This window comes from Oleiphilus messinensis (genome assembly GCF_002162375.1).
Taxonomy (GTDB): Bacteria; Pseudomonadota; Gammaproteobacteria; order Pseudomonadales; family Oleiphilaceae; genus Oleiphilus; species Oleiphilus messinensis.
In genome coordinates, this window is the sequence record NZ_CP021425.1 from 3,299,026 (window position 1) to 3,319,553 (window position 20,528).

Below are 20,528 nucleotides of genomic sequence, written 5' to 3' on the forward strand. Positions count from 1 at the left end.
ACACTCAGCGTGCTTTGCTGCGTTTGCGGACTTTGAATGATCTGACCGAATATGAATTTCAAATTTGTTATTGGCAACTATGCGAAATTTCCATGGCTGGCTATTGCCATAACTGGGGGACCAACGTGCTAATGAGATGACTTGTGTCGATAAAAAACCTGACTCTGGGCTTTCCCACTGACAGCTCGGCTTTGGAATTGGACGTTGCACACGCTGACCCTCCCTGGTTCATTTACGACATAGTTCATTTACGACATAGTTCATTTACGACATGGTCTTTACCACGTCAGGGAATGAATGTTGTGCATCAGCAACCAGATCTCGCTTGAGCTGGTACTGGATTACACTGAGCAATTCACGCATATCTTCATTTAGTCCGTTAATCAACTCGATGCGATCAGCACAATAAACTGCACGTTGTCCATTGAAATCAAACAGCGGACTTACCTGACGAAAGCGTAAACCAGCTCTTCTCAGGTGCACATGTAGCTTAGGTTCCATAGTAGCTACAAAATACTGATGTTTCAAAAAACTGGAGAGCACTATTCCAGAAAGATATAACCCGAACGCCATATATGAACAACTACGACGCTCCTCCTCACAGGGTTTGTACTCTTCAAACTCGGCCTGCGGAAAAGGGCTTCCTCGCTCACCTTGACGACGTCGAAAATCAGCAATAATAGCAAGCCGGGACACTTCACCATACAGGCCTTTGGGGTAATTAAAACCACCGTACTCAGGATCCTCTTGATCCATCAGGTGAAACTCTGACGGGACAGAGTGACTTCCCAATACAGAAATACTGTTGACCAAGCGGATACAGCCTATAAAACGATCAGATGGATTGTGACGTAACAAGCAATGCAGTGAATGCCCGTCGTACGGGTCCATTTCCTTACCTGTCGGGTTTGTCGGTTCCCACCCCAGCTCTTCACAGTATACTTGATGACGAATTTCAAACGCTCTTTCTTTCAGCGACTCAGTGTGAGCGAATTGAAGTGAAAAATATTTTGTAAATCTATCGGCAAGCAATCCCATAGCGGCTTTAACCTCCACGTTGTCTTATTGAGTATAAACGGTCTTCCGATCATCCTGAAACCGGGCACGCCAACGAACTTTACGACACCAGACAACAAAAGCTGACAAATCAGAGCAAGATATTACATAATGAGGATATTAGGCGGCAATTATCAATTAGACCGGAATACTTTCATAAAAATGTTGTGGGTACTCATTCAGTTACATAACATCCTGTTATATTTTGTGCTCTGTATCACAATTTAAACCTTACACGTGTTAAACGAACCACTACAGTTTAAAACAAATCAAAACAACATTTGGTGAAATAGCAGTCAGAATTATGACAAAATCTGTGGCAAACCGCTTTTATAAATCAATTTGCTGTGCATTAACCATTGCAATGCTCGCATCTTGTACTGCAAGCCCCCCGCGAAAACCGGACAATATCTGCTCTATATTCGAAGAATATCCTGATTGGTATGATGCCGCACTGGAAACCCGGGAAAAATGGGGGGCTCCGATCCATATTCCCATGGCGATTATTCACCAGGAGTCAAGCTTTGTTGCAGATGCGGCTCCGCCGATGGAATACTTTTTATGGATCATTCCGATTGGTCGAAAAAGTGATGCTTTTGGCTATCCACAAGCCAAAGATGCAGTATGGGGTGAATATCTGGCGCAAACAGACCACTGGTTTGCAGACCGTGATGACTTCACAGATGCAATCGACTTTGTGGGTTGGTATATGCACCGCTCCAATCAAATTAACAAAGTCTCCAAGTGGGATGCTTACAATCAATATCTAAACTACCATGAAGGCCATGGCGGGTTCAGAAGAGGCAGTTACAAAAACAAGCTCTGGCTTAAGCAAATAGCGCGTAAGGTAGAATCAAGATCTAAACGCTACAGTGCACAATACTGGGGCTGCAAAGAGGATCTTGATAGTAGCTGGTTTTGAATTAAAGCGTCTCGGACAAAGGTAGCTCACTATCCTCCCACATTTCAATGAGACCGCAGACCGACTCCCCTGTCGGCTCTGAGTCGGGCATAGTTTCCCAGGATGCCACGGCCAACTCCATCCTGCCTGTTAATTTTTCGAGTTCTGCGATTCGCTCTCGCGCCTCTTGCAATCGTTTATTGACTATTTCCCGCACACGACAACATGGAGAGTTACCTTGTCCGGACAAGTCGAACACTTCCTGTATTTCACTGACTGAAAAACCGAGATGACGGGCTTTAACAATAAAAATCAGGCGTTTCTTCTCGGTATTGCCATAAATTTTATACCCATTTGCGGGGCTTTTCACCGGTTGTAATAAGCCCACTCGAGTATAAAACCGGACCGTATCAGGGGTCACACCAACGGTCTTTGCTATCTCATTAACTCTCATGATATCGAACTGATCCCAAATTTTATTGGCTTCCATTCTAAACCATAAATTGGAATGATGACCAAAACCTTTCGTTTCTCCGTCTTCGGCATGAACCCACTACACTTTGAATCGATTCACTTTTTCCTGAATGGATCTGCCTATTTCAGCAAGTGTTTCACGGGTTTTGGCGGTGTCCCGTGCCGCTTCAGCCGTAATCTCGGTTGCATCAGCCTTATCCAAGGTGGCTGTTCCAGCAATCTGACTGCCTGACATAGCCGCAACAGCGCGCTGGGAGCCACGTTGTAGTCGTTCGATCATTTGATTTATTGCTTCGGTACTTTCCTGGGCTTCACTAAAGGTGGTTATTTTTTCTACAAGTGTGGCTTATTTTCGATACCTGACCAGAGCGATAAACTACCAATGCCTTATGTCCTCATGTTCACTGTGTTTTTCCAGGCGGAAAGATTAGATCATATAGCATCTTCCCTGTGGGTGGCGTGCTGAACAATCGTTGTTGATATGCTTTACCAAAAACGCCATGCCACATAAAATCCCGGAGTATCTGTCCCCACAAATGGACACCAGCATCATTCACGGCTTTTACCTGTTGTTGTACAGTAAGCGTCTGGCCGTGCCAGCATGATAAGGAGACAGATGTACCTATCGATTTGAAGTGATGCCACCACCCCCTCGGGAAATACAACATATCCCCTGGTTCCAGGGTGGCAATCAATGGCGTTGCACGAGCGAATTTCGGATACTTCTGAAGATCAGGATTTTCAGGATCTATCTTGCTTTTGGAAACAGAATCGGCAAATGGATAAACATATCGACTCTCGCCGGGTGGCACAAGCCATACCTTTTTCTTGCCGAAAACCTGAACATAACTGTTGTCCATATTATCGTAATGCAGGCCAGAGCGAGTGTCATGACCAATCCATAAGCTTACGAATGCGATGGGAGGCTTTGCGATCTCGGAAAACTCAAAGTCATTTTCCAATCCCTGAAACGGTGAAATATCACTCTGATCAATATAACAGCTTTGTCCCTCCGAGAGGCGGTGTAAAAACTCCGACATAATCATCTTTTCCCGATGATTTGTTTCATAACTTTCGTAGGGTGTCGCTTGCTTCGGCAAGTTAATGGAGGGCGTAACCGGTTGATTCCCATAATGGGCGAGGAAATACTCCGGAGTCCATTCTCTCACAGCGCCCCAATGCGCAACCTTGCCACGGAGAATCACTGGCTTGTCGTAACGGTGGTATTCACTTTCAAATCGATAGAATTGATGGGGAGACAGTTCAGGTATTGCTACGGTTTTTACGATTTCACTAGATTGGACCGGGTTATTCTTCATCGCTATCCATCCATTGATCACTGTTAAAGAAAGCTTCGGAGAATCTCCGAAAATAAAAATCTATTGGCTAACAAAACTTCACCTGAGCAAAGCGTTTTACCTTAGGCTCTGGGCCAGGCGATTCACAGACATCAGACCCATTTGAGTCAGGTAAAGCGCCATACCGACTTTATTCCTGGACAACCGGCGCATGGGTTTTACTCGCCAGAAACGGTTCACTGAGCATGTGTAGTCACCACTCATAGGTAGAACATTAAGCCACCTAACAGAGCTGTAGACCCAAACTGAATTTACCCGAATCACAGTCTCTTTTGGGGTGAGCACGTCCAGCATAACGCCCAAGAAAGTTAATCAATTTGCGCGCATTGAGCTTAGTTGCTTTTCGGTCAACGCGCATGATGCCGAGCATCGTATCGCAAAAAGTCACTGTGCAGCACATCGCAGCTTTTCGAGTGGATAGCACTTTGCCGAGTATGCGTTGTGCGCTGTGGCAAATAAAACGCTTCATGAGTGCCGCCGTAATCGCCGCCCAGATTAGCCCGGTTGCTATTGATTCCTTGCCGGTATCAAAGCACCGTAGATTGGCATAGGATTTCCACTCTTTGAATAACAACTCGATTTGCCAGCGAAGCCGGTAAGCCTCACTCACCTCGTCCAGAGAAAACTGCTCTTGAGGAAGGTTGGTTATCAGCCAGGAGAATTTCTTTTCCCGCTTGATCCAACAAGCAACCAATCTTGCGGTGATTGTGTGCTTTCCTTTTTTCCAGGAAACAATTAATTCCGTACGTTGTCGCTTGAACAGCTTGCCTTGCACTGTTTTCAGCGGCTTTCCCTTCACGTGCTTCAGCATTTTTCCATCTTCTCGATAAGCAGCCTCGACGACTGGATTAATGTTGTTCTTACACCGCGCGATATAAAACCCTCCAGTATCCTGCAAGTTCTGAAACCACTCCAGATCGAAGTACCCCCGGTCAAGCAGCAACAAACACCCGGATAGCGTTTGGGGCTCAGGGAGGTAGTCCCGCTCGCTGGCGGTATCGGGGGTCAACGAGATAGAACAGGGCTGATCTGCTAGAAGATCCATGGTCACTTGAAGTTCAACAGCGGCAGGGCTGATGGTTTTGAAACGACCAGGAAACGATTTCTTCAACGAGTCCTTCACAGCAAACGAGCTGCCATCCTGAATCAGAATCTGTTTGAACTGATGAAAAGAGTGGCCTTCTGGAAAAGCCAGAGAGGGTTGCAACCAATCTGTGAGGAGTGATGACAGTACTTCGCGCATAAACTCAGGAAACTCGGGCTTCGAAAATTGATTGTGAAAGGCCCGATAAGAGATATTGCTCTCCGACCACTCGCAGTACCGCCGCTGAATGTCTGCCACACTTTCTATGGTGCTCGAGGCCATCACTGCAACCAGGCATGTGACTAGATTAAAAGGCGTAATTCGTCTCTGCCGCACACAGAAATCTTCTTGTTTAGCGATTTCAGTAATTTTTTCTGGGTTGAGGGAATGGGTGAGTTTTTCAAGAAATGTGGTAAATTTACGCTGATTCATTCTGCTTTAGGGTCGGTAGTGTGTTTGACGACTAACAATCTACCTTATTGCAGGATGAATCCATATTAATATCATCAAGTTACCCTGCTTTTTTGCTTAATGTTCTACCTATGAGTCACCACTACCAATACTGCTTAACTCGTGCCACCAGTACACTGGTATATAGAGGACTTCTCCGGCGTTTAATGTAATTTCGATTTTGTGTTTTTCGGCTTCTCGATATTTGGGGAATGTGTCTAAATCGGGTTTATCAACATACACCTTGCTAAACCAGGGCGCTGCAGGTCCACCATAGAGCGGGAAGGGATACAAATTAGCGGATTGTTCGGGTGCAAACAGAACCACTTTTTTCGCTCCGGATAACATCAATACTGTTCCTTCACCGCAATCCCAGTGCAATGGCTCCGTATGCCCTGTTGGTCCGAGCCACATCGCCATATCGGACGCTTTTTCCATATCCAGAGTTTCAGACAGATGGCCCAAGGGCTCCCTGAGCAGGCGGGCCAATGGCGTCTCACCGACAGGCACTTGTCCCATATAATGATTATGTTGTTGGGCGTACCGGGTCTTGAGTTCCAGAATATAGTCCCGCAATACCATTTCACGGTATTCGCAATATTTGCCCCACTCTTCTTTAGGCTTGTCGAAGTGCCCAGCGCCATAGCACCTCACGGGAAAACTGAGTTGCCCAGCTTCCCGCTCCAGTAACTCGAGAGTCCATTCGGGTATATTTTGTAACACATCCGTAATAATCAGGGGTTTACTTTCAAGTCGGTAGTTCTGATGAAAGGATACTGGGTTAATGTCAAAAATCGATAGTCGATCAATCGGACAATTTTCCACAACATCCCTGGGGGTTTCTTGTCTGCGCATGGTAGGTTACTTTTTTTGTAAATTTGTAAGGAATGTGATTTGAGGTTTCATCGATTTCTAATATAGTTAATTTAACGCAGTTCACCAGAAATACCTTTCAGGATTTTTTCTGCTCTGAAATCTTTCGCCGTTCCCGATTTATACAACTTAAAGCTCTCACAGCATTCATGAAAGCATAGGGATCATTTGCTAAGGCCAAATTCTGTCAAACAGCCAGGATCTAACGAATCTTGTATGACGGACTACTCTGTACGACACGATAGATATTTGCATAACCGCTACAACACATAATGGGATCGACTAGCCGGCTCACAATATGGAATTTCTGAACTTTATTCGGCGTGAACATGACGACTTCAATTACTATTCACTCGCAATGGTCGTTATCAGTGGCGCTTTGAACGGCATGATTGCCGTGATTGTTATTCATGCGGCACAAAACGCTGCCCCCCACGAACTAAATCTCCGCTATTTGCTGATGTTCATCGTTGCATTGGCGGCGTACTGGCTGAGCAAAAAATACACGCTGAATTACAACACTACCCAGGTCGAACATGCCCTGGAAAATATACGCAAACGCATAGCGGACAAAATTCGAAAGACTGATTTGCAAGCCTTTGAGTCGGTCGGCCGGGGGCATATGTTCTCGGTTCTCAACACGGATACACTGACCCTTTCCCAGTACACACCGTTCATCATCAATGCCACAGGCTCATTGATCATGGTGCTCTTCGCGCTATTATTTATCGCCTTTGTCTCAAAAATTGCATTCTTGCTGACATTGACCACCACAGGTGCCTGTTTGGTTTACTTTTTCGCTAAACAAAAGACTTTAAACCGAAAGCTCCAATTGGCATCAGACAAACAAAATCAATACTTTGAATCTGTTGAGGAGCTTCTGGATGGGTTCAAAGAGCTGAAAATCAATGCCCATAAGAGCAATAGTTACTACCAGGAACGGTTGATTCCCCTGTCGAAGGAGATGGAAACACTCAAAATTGAAACTGGCTTGACCTTCAATCACCTGAATGTTTTCACCCAGAGTTTTACTTTTATTCTGATGGCCTCCATTATCTTTCTGATTCCAACGGTCAACCCGTCTTCCACTGGAGATATCCCGCAAATCGCTGCCATCATGTTATTCGTGATCGGCCCACTTGCAGAAATTGTGGGGGTTGCACCATTAGTCGCCAAGAGTAATATCTCGATTATCAATATAAGAGAACTTGAGGACAGGTTGGATGCATTCAAACAGGAGGCTGCGGGCGATATTGACCGATTCGAACCGGAACGGGCCAAGTCGAGCTTTTCAACCATATCCTGTGAGCAGTTGACATTTCGTTATCAGAATTCAGAAAGCAATGGACATGGATTTCAAGTGGGGCCCATCAACCTGGAAATTCATCAGGGTGAAATTATTTTCATGATCGGTGGCAACGGAAGTGGCAAGTCAACGTTTCTAAAGTTGTTTATGGGGCTTTACAGGCCCGTTTCCGGGGAGATAAAGCTCGATGGTGTTTCGCTGCATCAAAATAACATTCTTGAATACCGGAACCTGTTTTCAGTTATTTTCAGTGATTTCCATATGTTCAAACATCTATATGGCATAACAACTGATGACCCGGACAAGATCGATGAACTGATGAATAAAATGGAAATAGCACACCGTTGTAAAATAATCGACAACGAAATATCTGACCTGAACCTCAGTACCGGCCAGAAAAAAAGAATGGCGTTAGTGACTTCATTACTTGAAGACAAACAAGTCTATATTTTTGATGAATGGGCAGCCGATCAGGATCCTGATTTTCGTCGCTATTTCTATGAAACGATTCTTCCTGAAATGAAGTTGAAAGGAAAAACGGTAATTGCCGCAACACATGATGATCACTACTTCGATATCGCAGACCGGATTATTAAACTGGATTCCGGGCAAGTGATTCAAAACCCGAAACCGCATTTATAACAGTTAAACTCATTCACATAAAATCGAGAGATAATGGATCCGGGTATGCAAGACACCCCGCAAGAAAACCAGGACAAGCACAGTCCCGAACATGAACCGGTGCCAGATCCTTCCCCAGCCGATGGCTCGGAAAAAGGAGAGAAACAAAACTGGGATGATAGAGTAGCCGAGCGCGTTACCCCTGTTTGGCGCAGAATCAAAGTCCCGCTTCTCGTATGTATACTGGTTATACTTTTTTTCGTTGCCTATCTGTTTGATCGTATCTTCATCAACATCTATCCCGGCGAGGCCGGCGTCCTCTGGAAGCGTTTCGACGATGGCGTTGAACAGCGCGTCTATGGTGGCGGCTTACATATAATTAACCCGTTTAATATCATGCACAAGTATGAAGTGCGGGTACAACAACTTGAAACCCGTTTCACCGTGTTATCAAAAAATGGTTTGATAATCCGGATACGCGCTTCAGTTCGATTTATGCCGAACCGTAAAACACTTTATCATCTGCATGAATTTGTCGGTCCCGACTACATCGAACGCGTGGTCATACCCGAAACCCAAGCCGTGATTCGCCGGGTTCTGGGGGAATACGAGCCTGAAGATATCTACGCGACCCAGGGCAACATTATCCAAAACATCGTCCTGATGGCCCTGAGTGAGCTTCAACAACGGCATATTATTCTTGATGATTTGCTTATCAAGGAAATTTTACTGCCTGACAACGTTGCGGAATCGATCGAGATTAAACTTCAGGAAGAACAAAAGTTTCTCGCGTACCAATATATTCTCGAACGCGAAAAGAAAGAGATTGAACGCAAACAGCTTGAATCAGCCGGGATTAAAATCTTCCAGCAAACCATCAACCAAGGTTTAACTCCAGAATATTTGAAGTATCAAGGTATCCGGGCGACGCTGGAACTGGCCAAATCAAACAATAGCAAACTGGTGGTGATCGGTAATGGGGGTGACGGGCTTCCACTCATACTGAATACGCCAAGTGACGCCCTTTCCGCACCGGTTAATCCGCAGATGAATGGACTGCAGATGAATCTGCCGAATAACCCATCAATACCCATGTCTACGGATTCAATACAGTCATCTGCAATCGCGAATACTGCTGCGTCCAACGTGAATCAGGACAAAAATCCAATTCCTCCCGAATCACCTGAACCGATTCCGGAAGAAATCACCCGTCATAAACACACTGATGCCGCCAAACAGCTGAAAGAAGATGAATTAAATGGTTCACTGGCAAATCAGGAACAACTGCAGCGTAAGTTCAAAATTACATTCTAAACCGGTTCAGCTTACCGGGTTAACTCAAGCGATTGAGTTCCCGGTGATCTTGACACTCGACGATAGCTCACAATCATCGAGATCAATCATGCTATCCTTCGTTTCCGCATTAAAACTTCCACAAGAGTTGCTTGCTGCGCCCGTCTTCATATTCCGTCTGAGCTGAATTCCGATTTTTTTGATAGCGAACGACATCATCCCAGACCTCGCGATAGATCGCTTCATCCGCCCCTAGATACTCACGCGAGAAAACGGAACTACCATGTGGTGGTATAAAATACGCCGGTCCATTGATAATTTCCCGCTCGATGAATTGAGTGGCTTTTTTGTTCACCGTTGCATAAAACGACGTGTTTGTAACTTCAGCCGAGATTTCCGGATCAAGGAGGAAATTAATAAATTGCATGGCTGCGTCTGACTTTGTGGTTGAAACGGGGATAGCAAATGAATCGAAAAATACCAACGCCCCCTCGTCAGGCAATGAAAAACGCACGATTTTTCCAACATTGGAGAAGTCTTCATCAACGATTGATGACGCTTCGTACATGAGTTGTGCGATTTCTCCTGACCAGGCCATGGAGATCAACAACTCCTGATCGCCAAGACGCTTCGCCATACCGGTGTTGAGCAGCTGAATATCATGTTGCCCGATAATCTTTTTAAGATAACGACCCGCGTCTTCTACTTCAGACCTGACTCGAGTATTGGGGGACTTGCCCAATGCCATTAAGGCAATCCCGAGACTGTTACGGGCATCCCCCGAAATGGCTATTCTACCTTTAAAGAGTACGTTGGAATCAGGTTCGAACAGATCTTTCCACTGAAACACAATATTCCCGATTTCCCAATAGTTATAACCAATGCCCAAACTGCCATAAATATAGGGAACGGCGTACTGGAACAGGGTCTGAGCCAGCGCCTGGCGCCGAATATCCAGTGCAATATTCTGATAGTTGGTCAAGCTCTCATAATCGATTTTCCGAATTAACTTTCGCTCTGCGAGTTTGGAGACCATAAAATCCGTTGGCATCAGCAAATCATAATCTACATTGATCTGCGTATTCCTGTTTTCCGACGTGAGGCCGAGAATTCTTTCAAACTCATCATTACTGTCAAAAGTCTTAAGCGTTATTTTGAGATTCAGCGTTTTTTCAGCCTTGGCAATAATATCCTCATTAATATACCCAGACCAAAGCAGCGCCTTAAGCTCTATTGGCGGTTCACTTCCTTGGCTCTGGAACACTGAATCAGTATTTTGATTGTTCCCTTTCAGTGCACCACCAAAGTACCCCACAATACCTATACAAACGATCAATATAACGAAAAATAGAACGGATTTTTTTGCCATTAGTAACTAACATTCCTTGAAAAGAACTCGGGCGTATAGCGTTTAGTGTAGAATAAGAAAGCGGGCTGAAGTACTCGAAATACCATACTTTTTTAGCGGCATCAACTTGAGCAAACCTACATCCCCTTGCACGAAACCGAGGATGTAGAGTTACAGTCAATGATAAATTCAAATTTTTAACGGTTTAATCAATGGAAATGCGCTATTTTCTGTTGAATCAGGTCGCTCACCCGGGACACTTCCACACCGGATTGCTCGACCTCTCGGGCAACACTTAATATATCGTCAGATTTGTGGGCAATCGATTCGATATTACCTGCAATTTCCCCAGAAACGGAGGACTGCTCTTCCGCGGCTGCAGAAATCTGCAAAAACCGTTCGTTGACATCGCTGATATTCTGATGGATCTCGGCGATCATTTGACCACTACTTTCAACTGACTGTACACTACGCTGAGCGATTTCTTCACCCTGCTTCATATTATGTGTTGCTTTCGCTGCGTTGTTTTGCAGGGTTTCAATCATGGTTTGAATTTCTTCTGTTGAGTCTTGAGTCCGGCTCGCAAGACCACGTACCTCATCAGCAACCACTGCAAATCCACGTCCAGCTTCCCCTGCCCTGGCAGCTTCGATAGCCGCATTTAGCGCCAGCAGGTTGGTTTGTTCTGCTATGCCACGAATTGTATCCAGTATTGAGCCAATATTCTGGCTATTCCGGGCCAATTCTTGAATCAGCTCAAAAGAACCATTTAAATTCTCTGTCAATTTGTGCACCGCCGATACCGTTTCACGTGTATGCTTCAAACCCGATTCGCTATGTTCACGGGACCGTATGGACAATTCACTTGCGCTGGAAGTTGCTGACGCCACTTCATTGATACTCGCAGACATCTCGGTAATCGCTGAAGAAACAGACTGAGCATCGCGGTTCTGCTCATCTACGAGGGACTTATTGGAGCGTGAACGTTCACTGAACTGCACTGCTGCAGTTTTTAACTGCACAACCGATGCATTGAGCTCCAGTATAAGATTCTCAAACCAGACCAGAAAACCGTCCAGCTTCGTGCTTATATCCCCTATTTCATCCTTGCTATCGACTTCGGAACGGACTTTGAGATTGTTTTTTACTGTCACCTCTTCGAATACATGAAGTATCTTCCTTACTCCCTTTATTAGATTACGTGATATGTTCAACGCAGCGAACGAAACCAAACCGATTAGAACCACAGCGACGACAACTATCGTATATAACCTCGCCAAAGCAGCATTATGAGCTTGACTTGCCAGTCCTTTACTTTTCTCGGACATGGCATCCGCCAGTTGTTTAATAACTTTGATCCTATCTGTCGCCAAGGGAAACCACTCCGAAGGCGGCGGCCCTTTGATGGCACTGAGTGAATCACTTTGCGCTGCAAAACTGGCTTCGATTTTTTCAATCTGAGCAAAAACCGGCTTTTGAACCAATTCATTCACAAGCGTCTGAATCAAAATAATCTGATCATTTTTCAAGCTTTGAAAACGGGCATCAAAATCAGCAATATAGTGGGCAATATCAGAATAGGATGCGATCGATGCAGACTTGCGGGCGTAGACACCATTCAATTTCCCTCTTGATTGGCCCGCACGTTCTTTGAGCCACAAGATATTATGCAAGCTGTCCAACTGGCGATAAACTGAGCCAGACTCAACCTGCTTTATTGACTCCTCTATCACCATCAACGCGATATCGTTAACTTTAGAGTAATAGTCGAATGGTGTTGCAGTCGGATCCAATTGATCAACTTTATTCCGCACGGCTTGTTTTTTATCAAGAAGCCTTCCCAGTTGCTGGATATTTGTGCTGTTAAGCCAGTCATATCGACTCTCGCGACTATTGAGAAGTTCCCGTAGGGCGGATTCCGCTTCATCCGCGACTTCCCGCTGCCCTAAAAGTCTGTCCCGCCCGGATTCCCCCTTTGAGCCCATAAATCCGGCAGTTAATCCTCGCTCTACAGCGTGTTGATGAGCGACACGATCCAAAATACCGATTACATCAACAACTTCCAGCGTTAACTCGGCTTGTATAGATTCCTCTAAAGCAGTAGAACACAGCATTGAACTTAAAACCAATACCATAAAAATAGGTACAGCAGTAACAATTGAGAGCTTAGTGCGTAAAGACATCATCCTTTCGTCCTCATTTCGGCCAAATTTATACAAATAAATAGGAGGTATTACGCATTAGTCAAACGGAAACTGAAGATAAAAACGGCACAACTAACTATAAAGACACGCGGCACTTGAACGATGTACCGGAATTTGAGCATGTTTCGGGGATTTAAGCCGGATCAATAAGACCCGGTAAGCCAATTAGTTATTTGAACTCACCGGGAACCCATTGTGCCTGGCGCTCGTCACAGCGATTCTGAGGCATCAAGTTAATATTCTGATTCGTTCATTTTGATTTCGCAAAATCCGACCAATTGTAGGTTGTAGACTGACCATTTATCGTTACGATGAATTCATCACAGGAAACCAGCTCAACCGTCCCGGTTGAACCCTCTGCACCTTCGAACGTGATTTTTCCGCCCCCAATCGAGCCATTGCTGCAGTTCAGCACCAGATCTTCAATGGTTTCTACAACAATATAACCCCACTCCGTATCATAGACTGTTGCCGATGCCTCCCATCCTGCCCCCGTCTGAACGACCTCATCATCCTCAATGTAATATGTTTCTCCGGTAAAGGAATCGACGAATTCTGCTTCATCAAAATCACAATGGGTTAGATCAACATTGTTGATATTGGTGCAGGTAATCTCTGCGTACTCGATGTAATACTCATCTCCCGTAGAATCGGCGAATGATAGACCTTCATAGATCATAATCGAATCATTAAAATCGTCGGAGTAGTAAAGGTAGATCAAACCATCCATTAGACTCGAGTAGTCTGCAGCAAAATCGTAGGACACAAAATCAGTGAACGTCATTAAAATAGCAGTTTGATCTACGGTACTTTCGAACGCCATACCACCGTTAAAGTAACCACCGTCATAAGCGCATTCGTTAAAGTAAAACTCCACTTGGGTTCCGTCCGCATTAAAATCCAGGTTTGCACTGCCAGCCAGGCAAAGCTCTGTGGTCAGCAGAATTCCGGTTGGGGAACTTCCAAACCCATTGGCAATCAAGCCTGATCGATTGGTTGCGTTAGTGGTGTTCAAATTGGCTATGGCTTTTTTGATCCCCCGTACGGCACCGACTGCAAGATCAGCCGAGTTGGACGTTGAAACCGGAGCGGGTATTGATTTTATGTTCTCTGAAGGCAATGCAAATGCAGTAAATCTTGATTGTATATCGAACGTAGCCACATCCGTGTTGCTATCAACACTCAGGATCATATCCCGCGCTTCAGTGATATTTGCTTTTGTGTACGCTTTGTTTTGCGCTTCAACTTCGTTCGTGAACAATTTTGCCACACCAGCCCGATTGTTCAAAGTACTCAAATCTGTACCCTGTGCCCCACCTGCGATTTCTATCGCCGCCTGGGCAAGCGTTACTTGACCCGCGTTTATACCGTCTGCCCAGAATTTTGCCCCAGCAGCTTCAGCCTCTCGCCCGAACATCTGAAGGTAAAGATTCGAAATAAGCGCTTCTGTAGAAAGACTACCAAAACGCTCTGTATACTCTGCTGATGTTCCGAAATCATTGATAATTAAATCCAGCCGTCCATTATTATCATCGAGCACTTGAGACCAGAAAGCCACCCCTGCGGGATCACCAGGTCGCCCATAATAAGATACGTATATTTCATGAACAGCATTGATTGATTCTTCTGTTGCAGCTTGCACACCGGTTGTCATCACCAGTGCGAATAGCCCCCCGAGCCAGGAAATTAAACCTGCCTTGTGTTTAGCTTGCATACTGACACCTCTCCAAATTCGATCCTGCGTTTTCAAACGCTGTGCCTTTACCGACATACCACAATCACCATGCAGTTAATGGTCATGAAAAGAATGGCCATGGCAATAAAGACCATAATGTTGTTGTACATTTGTTTCTGTTTTAATTATCTAATACTAGTGCACAAAATGCTCATTCTCACGCTATTTGGAACCGTTATTTGGTTACACCGGCGATATAGACTTCTATAGCGCTTTTTGCACTCCAGCATTAAAAATTCTCGTTGTTCCCCCTGCCTAGCGACGTTCTTCAAGACAGTTAGCGACTTTTAACGCTGTTTTTATGTTTCATTTAAACCGGTTTACGTAAACAATTGTGAATGGCATCTCGGAAAAACAGACAGGTTACTCATATTCTTGCATGACTAAAAAAATAAATTAGACACAATCACAAAAAATAGGGACACCCCCATGAACGGCCTGAAAAAAAGTACGGGGATCTTAGCGGCATTGCTTGTTGCCGAACCAGTATACTCAGATCTCAAAACCCTCGACGACTCTTCACTTGGCACTATCACTGGGCAAAGTGGCATTTCAATCGAACTCTCGGCAAATGTTGACATTGGTGAGATTGCCTACCAGGACGAAGCCTTTCTGCTGATCGAGAATCTCAGCCTCGGCGGTATTGGTAATACAGCTCTAGACAACATATTGTTGACCATTGATGTCGCAGGGAACAACGAAACCCTGACACGGGGTTTCTCCACCCTGGCTGAATATGCGAAACAAGGCCTCATTGATTCCAGCAACCCGGATGTCGCTGCTGCTCTGGCGACCTACGACCAAGGCAGTTTGACCGGAGACAACTTCAATGATGGTGACTTGGTCATCCACCTGGAAGGCGCTGCCAACGGCGTGAATAGCAGCAACAGCTCCGATCAAAATATCGAGGCATTTACCCGTGCTGTCGATTTTGGCCTGACGATTGATCAGGTTTCCCTGACCGATAGTGCTTACCAAATCGGTAGCGGCCCCGCATCCGGCACCTCGATGTTTTCCGACTTGGCGATTGAAGGTTACCTTGGGCCCACAGACTTGATTATTCGCAACGGCGGCACAGGCACAAGCACCATAGCCAACGGCAGTATGACTGTTTCCGACACCCGCCTCGAACTCGACTCACACTTCGAGGTTACTGACCTGGATGTGAACTGGGATGTTGCCGATGTACTTCTGATATTCAACTTCGCTGCATTGAAACTCCAGGATGTTAAAATCCATAACCGACGAGGGGAAGACACCACAGGTCACTTTGGTATGGCAAGCATTAGTGCAAAAGTGGGAGAAGGAAGCAGCACATCAAACAATGTAGCCGGCCTCGCGCTGTATGATATCGACTTGAGAATGGATATCGACATGCCTCATGTCCAGTTTGGCTCCAGCCCCAGCATTGGTGAAGTCTATATGACAGACTTTGTCGTCACTGCTGACTTGGTCGTATACGGCCATTAATCGCGTAGCGTTTACTTAACGCTTTCAGCACACGCTTGCTAAAAACGGCAGTTAGGATCGATCGACTCGGCTGCCGTGCCCATTATAAGACCATCACTTTCAAAAACTTGAGGGCATTCTCTTCCCATTGACGCTTTAGATATCAGTACACATCAACAAAATAATAAGGGAAAGACAATGCCTTGCTACGAATTCGAAACCAGTATCTATGCGGAAGACAACCCAATCTTGATGAAGAATCTCGTAGAACGTGGCATTCCGACAACCTATGAATATCTAGCAGACAGCTGCCCTGACCTTTTTGACTGGTCAACGGCCATGGGTTTCGAACCTAACGATTCCTCACCGAATTCTTTGGCACAAAGCCAGAATGTTGAATTTCTTCAAGCTAAATGGAAAAAACGTCCTTGCGTTATACTAATCGAACACAACATGGCACATATTTTTACTAAGAAAACACGCCAGGAACCATTACCTGAATTTTTAACAGATCAAACCTGGTCTGGTCAGGAGTTAAACGAAGCTGTTATCCAAACCGCATTACAGCTTGCAACACAAATTAATAATCGTGGTTTCCATGAACAAATCCGATTCATAGAAAAATTCGGTAAAAGTAAATCCTTTTCAATACGAAAATACGATACTTCACCAGCTTCCGAAGTGCTTTAACCACATTGGAGCGAATCCGCCATTCAAGCTTTCATCAAACGATTGTTGAGGCTCTCGTATAATAATTGTTCAGACTCTCATAAAACGATTGCTCAGACTCTGATAAAATAATTGTCCAAGCTCCGATGTGCACGCCAGCGAACTAAATCCTGCGTGCCAATCCTGCCTTGTCTGGCGAATTTCAGGACCACTTCCAAAGTTTAAAAAATCCCCTTGTAACTCAACATCCATCAACGTATAGTACCTCTGTCTATTTATACAGTATGGAGCAACCCATGGCACTGGTAACCTTGTATATGAGCGATAGAGACCCCCAGAAGCGGACTTTCACAGATAAGAAAGAAGCCGATGCGCACGATAAAAAACTTGAATTGGCTGAAAACATACAGTGTTTTATCGAGAACAATTTAGAGGAACTCAGCGAAACACAGTGTGAGAAGCTCGCAATGTTGATCGCTGAAAACAAAGAGCGTTTCCTGACAGCATTGAAGGGCAAACCTGAGGTTTTAAGTGAAACAGATGCTGAGCCTGATGATATAGACAATGGCAAAGAGAGCAGCGCTGAAAACGTCACAAAAATCGCAGGATAAGCGCAGTAATTCTGAACCAAATGGTGCTGTCCAGACATACATCATTGCACGACTCGACAGCACCAGATTTGGCGCCATAACAGAACCCACTAACCCCGTATCCAGTCTGATCCCCCCCCTGATACAGTCTCACGCTAAAATCGTACTATGATCCGAGCCGCATCCTCGGGTTTAAACCTTTTTTCGTTACCTGAGCCCAACAATATCTGCTCCTGAACACTGGTCGCACCTGAATCACCAACATGCCGTAGCATATTGTGGTTATTTTTCCATACGATAGAGTTAAAAATTTCAGAACAGACGTGGTAGAATCGTCCCGATTCGAGGGTGCGGTCCCCACCAACGACCGTCACATCAGCATCCTGACTTAGACTTCAAGAGTAGAACTTATGACTTTTAATTTTTCCACTCCACCCCAAAGCATTGACATCGTACACCTGGTTCTTGCAGTGCTGGCATTGATCTTTTTTATCTTGTTTCTGATCAAATCAGGAAAAAAATCAGCTGAAACAACTCAAAATACAGACCTGGAAACCACCGAAACAAATACTGAAACAGCCCCCCCAGCTCCCGAAGCACCCAAGCCCGAACCAACCAAACCCACACTTAAAGATACAACACCGGAATCAGCCTTGCAGTTATTGGCCTTATTGCAACAAGACGCTCGTTTTGTTGATTTTATCAATGAAGATTTAACGGGCTTTTCGGATTCAGATGTCGGTGCCGCTGCGCGTGTGGTTCACGAAGGTGCGAAAAAAACGCTCGCTGAATATTTCACTTTTACACCGGTGAAATCCGAAGAAGAAGAAACCCGCATCACCATCGAGAATGGCTTCAAGCCTACCGAGGTGAGGCTCACAGGTAATGTTATTGGAGAGCCTCCATTTACAGGTACGCTGGTTCATAAAGGCTGGAAAGTTACAGACGTCAAGCTACCGAAGCTGTCTTCAGGTCACGATACCTCTATCATTGCCCAGGCAGAAGTAGAACTATAAGGAAATATTGAACATGACTACGGAAACAACCCAACACGAAGACGTTACAGAAAACGGGAATGTGGTAGAAGGCAGTGACCGCCCTTTCAGGTACTCAGTCGGCATCGATCTTGGTACGACACACTGTGTGATATCGTACGTTGATCTGGATGATGAGGCAGACGAGATTACAACCCACGTTCTACCCATTCCGCAAATGACATCACCCGGTAGCGTCGAATCGAAAGATCAATTACCGTCATTTTTGTATATCCCTCATGAGTCTGAACTGTCCGAAGATGACATGGCTTTGCCGTGGGATGCGCAGCCAAATCGCATCGCGGGTGCTCTGGCGCGGGAGTTAGGTGCGAAAACACCAATGCGTCTTGTTTCATCAGCCAAGAGCTGGCTGTGTCATAGCAGCGTTGACTGCAGAGCCCCTTTCCTGCCCTTGAATAGCCCTGAGGAGATCGAAAAGGTATCTCCTTTACAAGCATCCTATGCTTACCTGGATCACCTCCAGAATGCCTGGAATAATGCATTCTCTGAGTATCCTCTAATCGATCAGGAAGTGGTCATTACTGTCCCGGCCTCATTTGATCCAGCCGCTCGAGAGTTGACCGCAGAAGCAGCCAGAAAAATTGGCTTTAATAACATGACATTGCTCGAGGAACCACTCGCAGCGGTGTATAACTGGCTCAATATGACCGGCGGTGGCTGGCGAGATCAAGTGAATGTTGGTGATATTGTTCTTGTAGTGGATATCGGTGGCGGCACCACTGATTTATCCCTTGTAGCGGTCTCTGAGGACGATGGCAATCTGGTTCTCAACCGTATCGCGATCGGTGATCATATCCTGCTTGGCGGAGATAACATGGATCTCGCGCTCGCTTACCGGGTCAAAGCAAAACTCGCTCAGGAAGGAAAATCACTGCAACCCTGGCAGGTACAGGCGATAGTACATGGTTGCCGAACTGCGAAAGAAACACTTTTGAGCGATCCGGAAGTGGAGTCGATGCCAATTGTAGTACCCAGTCGTGGCTCAAAGCTATTAGGATCAACACTCCGCACAGAATTAACCCAGGACGAAGTCCAGGAAACATTGGTAGAGGGTTTCTTCCCGCAAGTTACCGTAGATACCCAGCCCATGCAGTCAGCGCGGGGCGCACTTACGCAAATGGGCCTACCCTACGCTCAAGATCCGGGCATGTCCCGCCATCTCGCTGCATTCCTGACCCGTCAGCATGCTGCTGCCAATGAACTGCTCGGCCATGATGAAGAGGAATTCATCAAGCCAACAGCGGTATTGTTCAACGGGGGGGTATTAAAAGCCCCGGTACTCGCAGACCGCGTGATGTCTATTCTAAATTCCTGGTTGAGTGCTGCAGGTCGTGATGAAGCAACGCTCTTACAGGGTTCCGACCTTGATTTAGCGGTAGCAAATGGTGCCTCTTACTATGGCCACGTTAAACAAGGTCAGGGTGTCAGGATCAAGGGTGGTATTGCAAGCGCCTACTATGTAGGAATAGAAAGTGCGATGCCAGCGATTCCGGGAATGGAGCCACCGCTGGAAGCGCTTTGTGTGGCACCATTTGGTATGGAAGAAGGCACCGAAACCGATGTGCCAAGCCAGGAGTTCGGATTGGTTGTGGGTGAACCGGTACGCTTTCGCTTTTTTGGTTCTCGCGTGCGACGGGAAGATGTGGCAGGAACCCACCTCGATTTTTGGGAGCCCGAAGAGCTACAAGAGCTTCCTGAAATTCAGGCCACATTGCCAGTAGAAGGTCGGGTCGCAGGGCAAGTGGTGCCTGTAAGGCTCGCCTCTCGTGTCACTGAAGTGGGCACGCTCTGTCTCGAAGCGATTCCAAGCGATGGCAATGAGCGCTGGCAAGTCGAATTTGATGTAAGGGATAAGAAACCGGATCTTGAGGAGCTGGTTTCCGAAGAATCTGAATTGGACGAAGAATCGTTTGAAACAGAAGAATAATTCCTTATAAAATTCAATATCAACGGAATACCCATATTCCGCTTTGATCATCTAAAAGTCATGTTTACGAAACCGCATTGTCGAGCAGCGTAAACAGGCTAGACCCGAGCATGGCTCGGGTTTGTTTTTTCTGAA

General features: G+C 45.7%; 17 protein-coding genes. 8 read left to right on the forward strand and 9 right to left on the reverse strand.

What is annotated here, in order from left to right:
• Positions 1-264 precede the first annotated feature (264 nt).
• Positions 265-1,038: a PEP-CTERM/exosortase system-associated acyltransferase gene (locus tag OLMES_RS14370; protein WP_157678317.1), complete on the reverse strand. Its 774-nt coding sequence runs from the start codon at positions 1,036-1,038 to the stop codon at positions 265-267.
• 322 nt (positions 1,039-1,360) lie between these two features.
• Between OLMES_RS14370 and OLMES_RS14375 the strand changes: the two genes are divergently transcribed.
• Positions 1,361-1,978, forward strand: coding sequence for a transglycosylase SLT domain-containing protein (locus OLMES_RS14375; protein ID WP_087461903.1), 618 nt, complete (start codon positions 1,361-1,363; stop codon positions 1,976-1,978).
• Between the two features lies 1 nt (position 1,979).
• Here OLMES_RS14375 and OLMES_RS14380 read toward each other — a convergent pair whose 3' ends face one another.
• From OLMES_RS14380 to OLMES_RS14400, 5 genes are all read right to left on the reverse strand, one after another.
• Entirely contained in the window at positions 1,980-2,447 is a 468-nt protein-coding gene (locus tag OLMES_RS14380) for a MerR family DNA-binding protein (RefSeq protein ID WP_232465106.1), read from the reverse strand.
• A 63-nt stretch (positions 2,448-2,510) separates the two neighbouring features.
• A complete protein-coding gene (locus OLMES_RS14385) occupies positions 2,511-2,711 on the reverse strand; it encodes a hypothetical protein (protein ID WP_087461904.1) in 201 nt (66 codons plus the stop codon).
• Positions 2,712-2,832: 121 nt separating this feature from the next.
• Positions 2,833-3,750, reverse strand: coding sequence for a cupin-like domain-containing protein (locus OLMES_RS14390; RefSeq protein WP_087461905.1), 918 nt, complete (start codon positions 3,748-3,750; stop codon positions 2,833-2,835).
• Between the two features lie 262 nt (positions 3,751-4,012).
• Positions 4,013-5,305: an IS4 family transposase gene (locus tag OLMES_RS14395; RefSeq protein ID WP_087459477.1), complete on the reverse strand. Its 1,293-nt coding sequence runs from the start codon at positions 5,303-5,305 to the stop codon at positions 4,013-4,015.
• 108 nt (positions 5,306-5,413) lie between these two features.
• Entirely contained in the window at positions 5,414-6,178 is a 765-nt protein-coding gene (locus OLMES_RS14400) for a cupin-like domain-containing protein (RefSeq protein ID WP_087461906.1), read from the reverse strand.
• A 316-nt stretch (positions 6,179-6,494) separates the two neighbouring features.
• Between OLMES_RS14400 and OLMES_RS14405 the strand changes: the two genes are divergently transcribed.
• Together OLMES_RS14405 and OLMES_RS14410 are read left to right on the forward strand one after the other, a co-directional pair.
• Positions 6,495-8,144: a cyclic peptide export ABC transporter gene (locus OLMES_RS14405; protein WP_087461907.1), complete on the forward strand. Its 1,650-nt coding sequence runs from the start codon at positions 6,495-6,497 to the stop codon at positions 8,142-8,144.
• A gap of 45 nt (positions 8,145-8,189) precedes the next feature.
• Complete coding sequence (locus tag OLMES_RS14410; protein ID WP_157678318.1) at positions 8,190-9,437, forward strand: prohibitin family protein; 1,248 nt, start codon at positions 8,190-8,192, stop codon at positions 9,435-9,437.
• 109 nt (positions 9,438-9,546) lie between these two features.
• Here OLMES_RS14410 and OLMES_RS14415 read toward each other — a convergent pair whose 3' ends face one another.
• The 3 genes from OLMES_RS14415 to OLMES_RS14425 form a co-directional block, all read right to left on the reverse strand.
• Complete coding sequence (locus OLMES_RS14415) at positions 9,547-10,785, reverse strand: polyamine ABC transporter substrate-binding protein (RefSeq protein ID WP_087461909.1); 1,239 nt, start codon at positions 10,783-10,785, stop codon at positions 9,547-9,549.
• 188 nt (positions 10,786-10,973) lie between these two features.
• Positions 10,974-12,950 carry a methyl-accepting chemotaxis protein gene (locus OLMES_RS14420; protein ID WP_087461910.1) on the reverse strand — a complete coding sequence of 659 codons (1,977 nt, stop codon included), beginning with the start codon at positions 12,948-12,950 and terminating at the stop codon, positions 10,974-10,976.
• A gap of 268 nt (positions 12,951-13,218) precedes the next feature.
• Positions 13,219-14,739, reverse strand: a complete 1,521-nt coding sequence (locus OLMES_RS14425) for a DUF4214 domain-containing protein (protein WP_087461911.1) — start codon at positions 14,737-14,739, stop codon at positions 13,219-13,221.
• A 393-nt stretch (positions 14,740-15,132) separates the two neighbouring features.
• On the opposite strand from OLMES_RS14425, the gene OLMES_RS14430 reads away from it, so the two are divergent.
• The 5 genes from OLMES_RS14430 to OLMES_RS14455 all read left to right on the forward strand — a co-directional run bounded on the left by OLMES_RS14430 (position 15,133) and on the right by OLMES_RS14455 (position 20,393).
• Positions 15,133-16,173, forward strand: coding sequence for a DUF6160 family protein (locus tag OLMES_RS14430; RefSeq protein WP_087461912.1), 1,041 nt, complete (start codon positions 15,133-15,135; stop codon positions 16,171-16,173).
• Positions 16,174-16,350: 177 nt separating this feature from the next.
• Positions 16,351-16,842 (forward strand): hypothetical protein, encoded by a 492-nt coding sequence (locus tag OLMES_RS14435; protein ID WP_087461913.1) that lies wholly within the window; start codon positions 16,351-16,353, stop codon positions 16,840-16,842.
• Positions 16,843-17,117: 275 nt separating this feature from the next.
• On the forward strand, positions 17,118-17,432 hold the full coding sequence (locus tag OLMES_RS14440) for a YebG family protein (protein ID WP_087461914.1): 315 nt from the start codon (positions 17,118-17,120) through the stop codon (positions 17,430-17,432).
• Between the two features lie 389 nt (positions 17,433-17,821).
• A complete protein-coding gene (locus OLMES_RS14450) occupies positions 17,822-18,427 on the forward strand; it encodes a DUF2760 domain-containing protein (protein ID WP_087461916.1) in 606 nt (201 codons plus the stop codon).
• 13 nt (positions 18,428-18,440) lie between these two features.
• Positions 18,441-20,393, forward strand: a complete 1,953-nt coding sequence (locus OLMES_RS14455) for an Hsp70 family protein (RefSeq protein ID WP_087461917.1) — start codon at positions 18,441-18,443, stop codon at positions 20,391-20,393.
• The last annotated feature ends 135 nt before the right edge of the window (positions 20,394-20,528 follow it).

Excerpts from the sequence above, each read along its gene's own strand:
- OLMES_RS14370 (WP_157678317.1), bottom strand. The coding sequence starts at position 1,038 with ATGGGATTGCTTGCCGATAGATTTACAAAATATTTTTCACTTCAATTC.
- OLMES_RS14395 (WP_087459477.1), bottom strand. The coding sequence starts at position 5,305 with ATGAATCAGCGTAAATTTACCACATTTCTTGAAAAACTCACCCATTCC.
- OLMES_RS14420 (WP_087461910.1), bottom strand. The coding sequence starts at position 12,950 with ATGATGTCTTTACGCACTAAGCTCTCAATTGTTACTGCTGTACCTATT.
- OLMES_RS14415 (WP_087461909.1), bottom strand. The coding sequence starts at position 10,785 with ATGGCAAAAAAATCCGTTCTATTTTTCGTTATATTGATCGTTTGTATA.
- OLMES_RS14380 (WP_232465106.1), bottom strand. The coding sequence starts at position 2,447 with ATGGAAGCCAATAAAATTTGGGATCAGTTCGATATCATGAGAGTTAAT.
- OLMES_RS14455 (WP_087461917.1), top strand. The coding sequence starts at position 18,441 with ATGACTACGGAAACAACCCAACACGAAGACGTTACAGAAAACGGGAAT.
- OLMES_RS14425 (WP_087461911.1), bottom strand. The coding sequence starts at position 14,739 with ATGTCGGTAAAGGCACAGCGTTTGAAAACGCAGGATCGAATTTGGAGA.
- OLMES_RS14405 (WP_087461907.1), top strand. The coding sequence starts at position 6,495 with ATGGAATTTCTGAACTTTATTCGGCGTGAACATGACGACTTCAATTAC.
- OLMES_RS14450 (WP_087461916.1), top strand. The coding sequence starts at position 17,822 with ATGACTTTTAATTTTTCCACTCCACCCCAAAGCATTGACATCGTACAC.
- OLMES_RS14385 (WP_087461904.1), bottom strand. The coding sequence starts at position 2,711 with ATGATCGAACGACTACAACGTGGCTCCCAGCGCGCTGTTGCGGCTATG.
- OLMES_RS14390 (WP_087461905.1), bottom strand. The coding sequence starts at position 3,750 with ATGAAGAATAACCCGGTCCAATCTAGTGAAATCGTAAAAACCGTAGCA.
- OLMES_RS14410 (WP_157678318.1), top strand. The coding sequence starts at position 8,190 with ATGCAAGACACCCCGCAAGAAAACCAGGACAAGCACAGTCCCGAACAT.
- OLMES_RS14400 (WP_087461906.1), bottom strand. The coding sequence starts at position 6,178 with ATGCGCAGACAAGAAACCCCCAGGGATGTTGTGGAAAATTGTCCGATT.
- OLMES_RS14375 (WP_087461903.1), top strand. The coding sequence starts at position 1,361 with ATGACAAAATCTGTGGCAAACCGCTTTTATAAATCAATTTGCTGTGCA.
- OLMES_RS14435 (WP_087461913.1), top strand. The coding sequence starts at position 16,351 with ATGCCTTGCTACGAATTCGAAACCAGTATCTATGCGGAAGACAACCCA.
- OLMES_RS14440 (WP_087461914.1), top strand. The coding sequence starts at position 17,118 with ATGGCACTGGTAACCTTGTATATGAGCGATAGAGACCCCCAGAAGCGG.
- OLMES_RS14430 (WP_087461912.1), top strand. The coding sequence starts at position 15,133 with ATGAACGGCCTGAAAAAAAGTACGGGGATCTTAGCGGCATTGCTTGTT.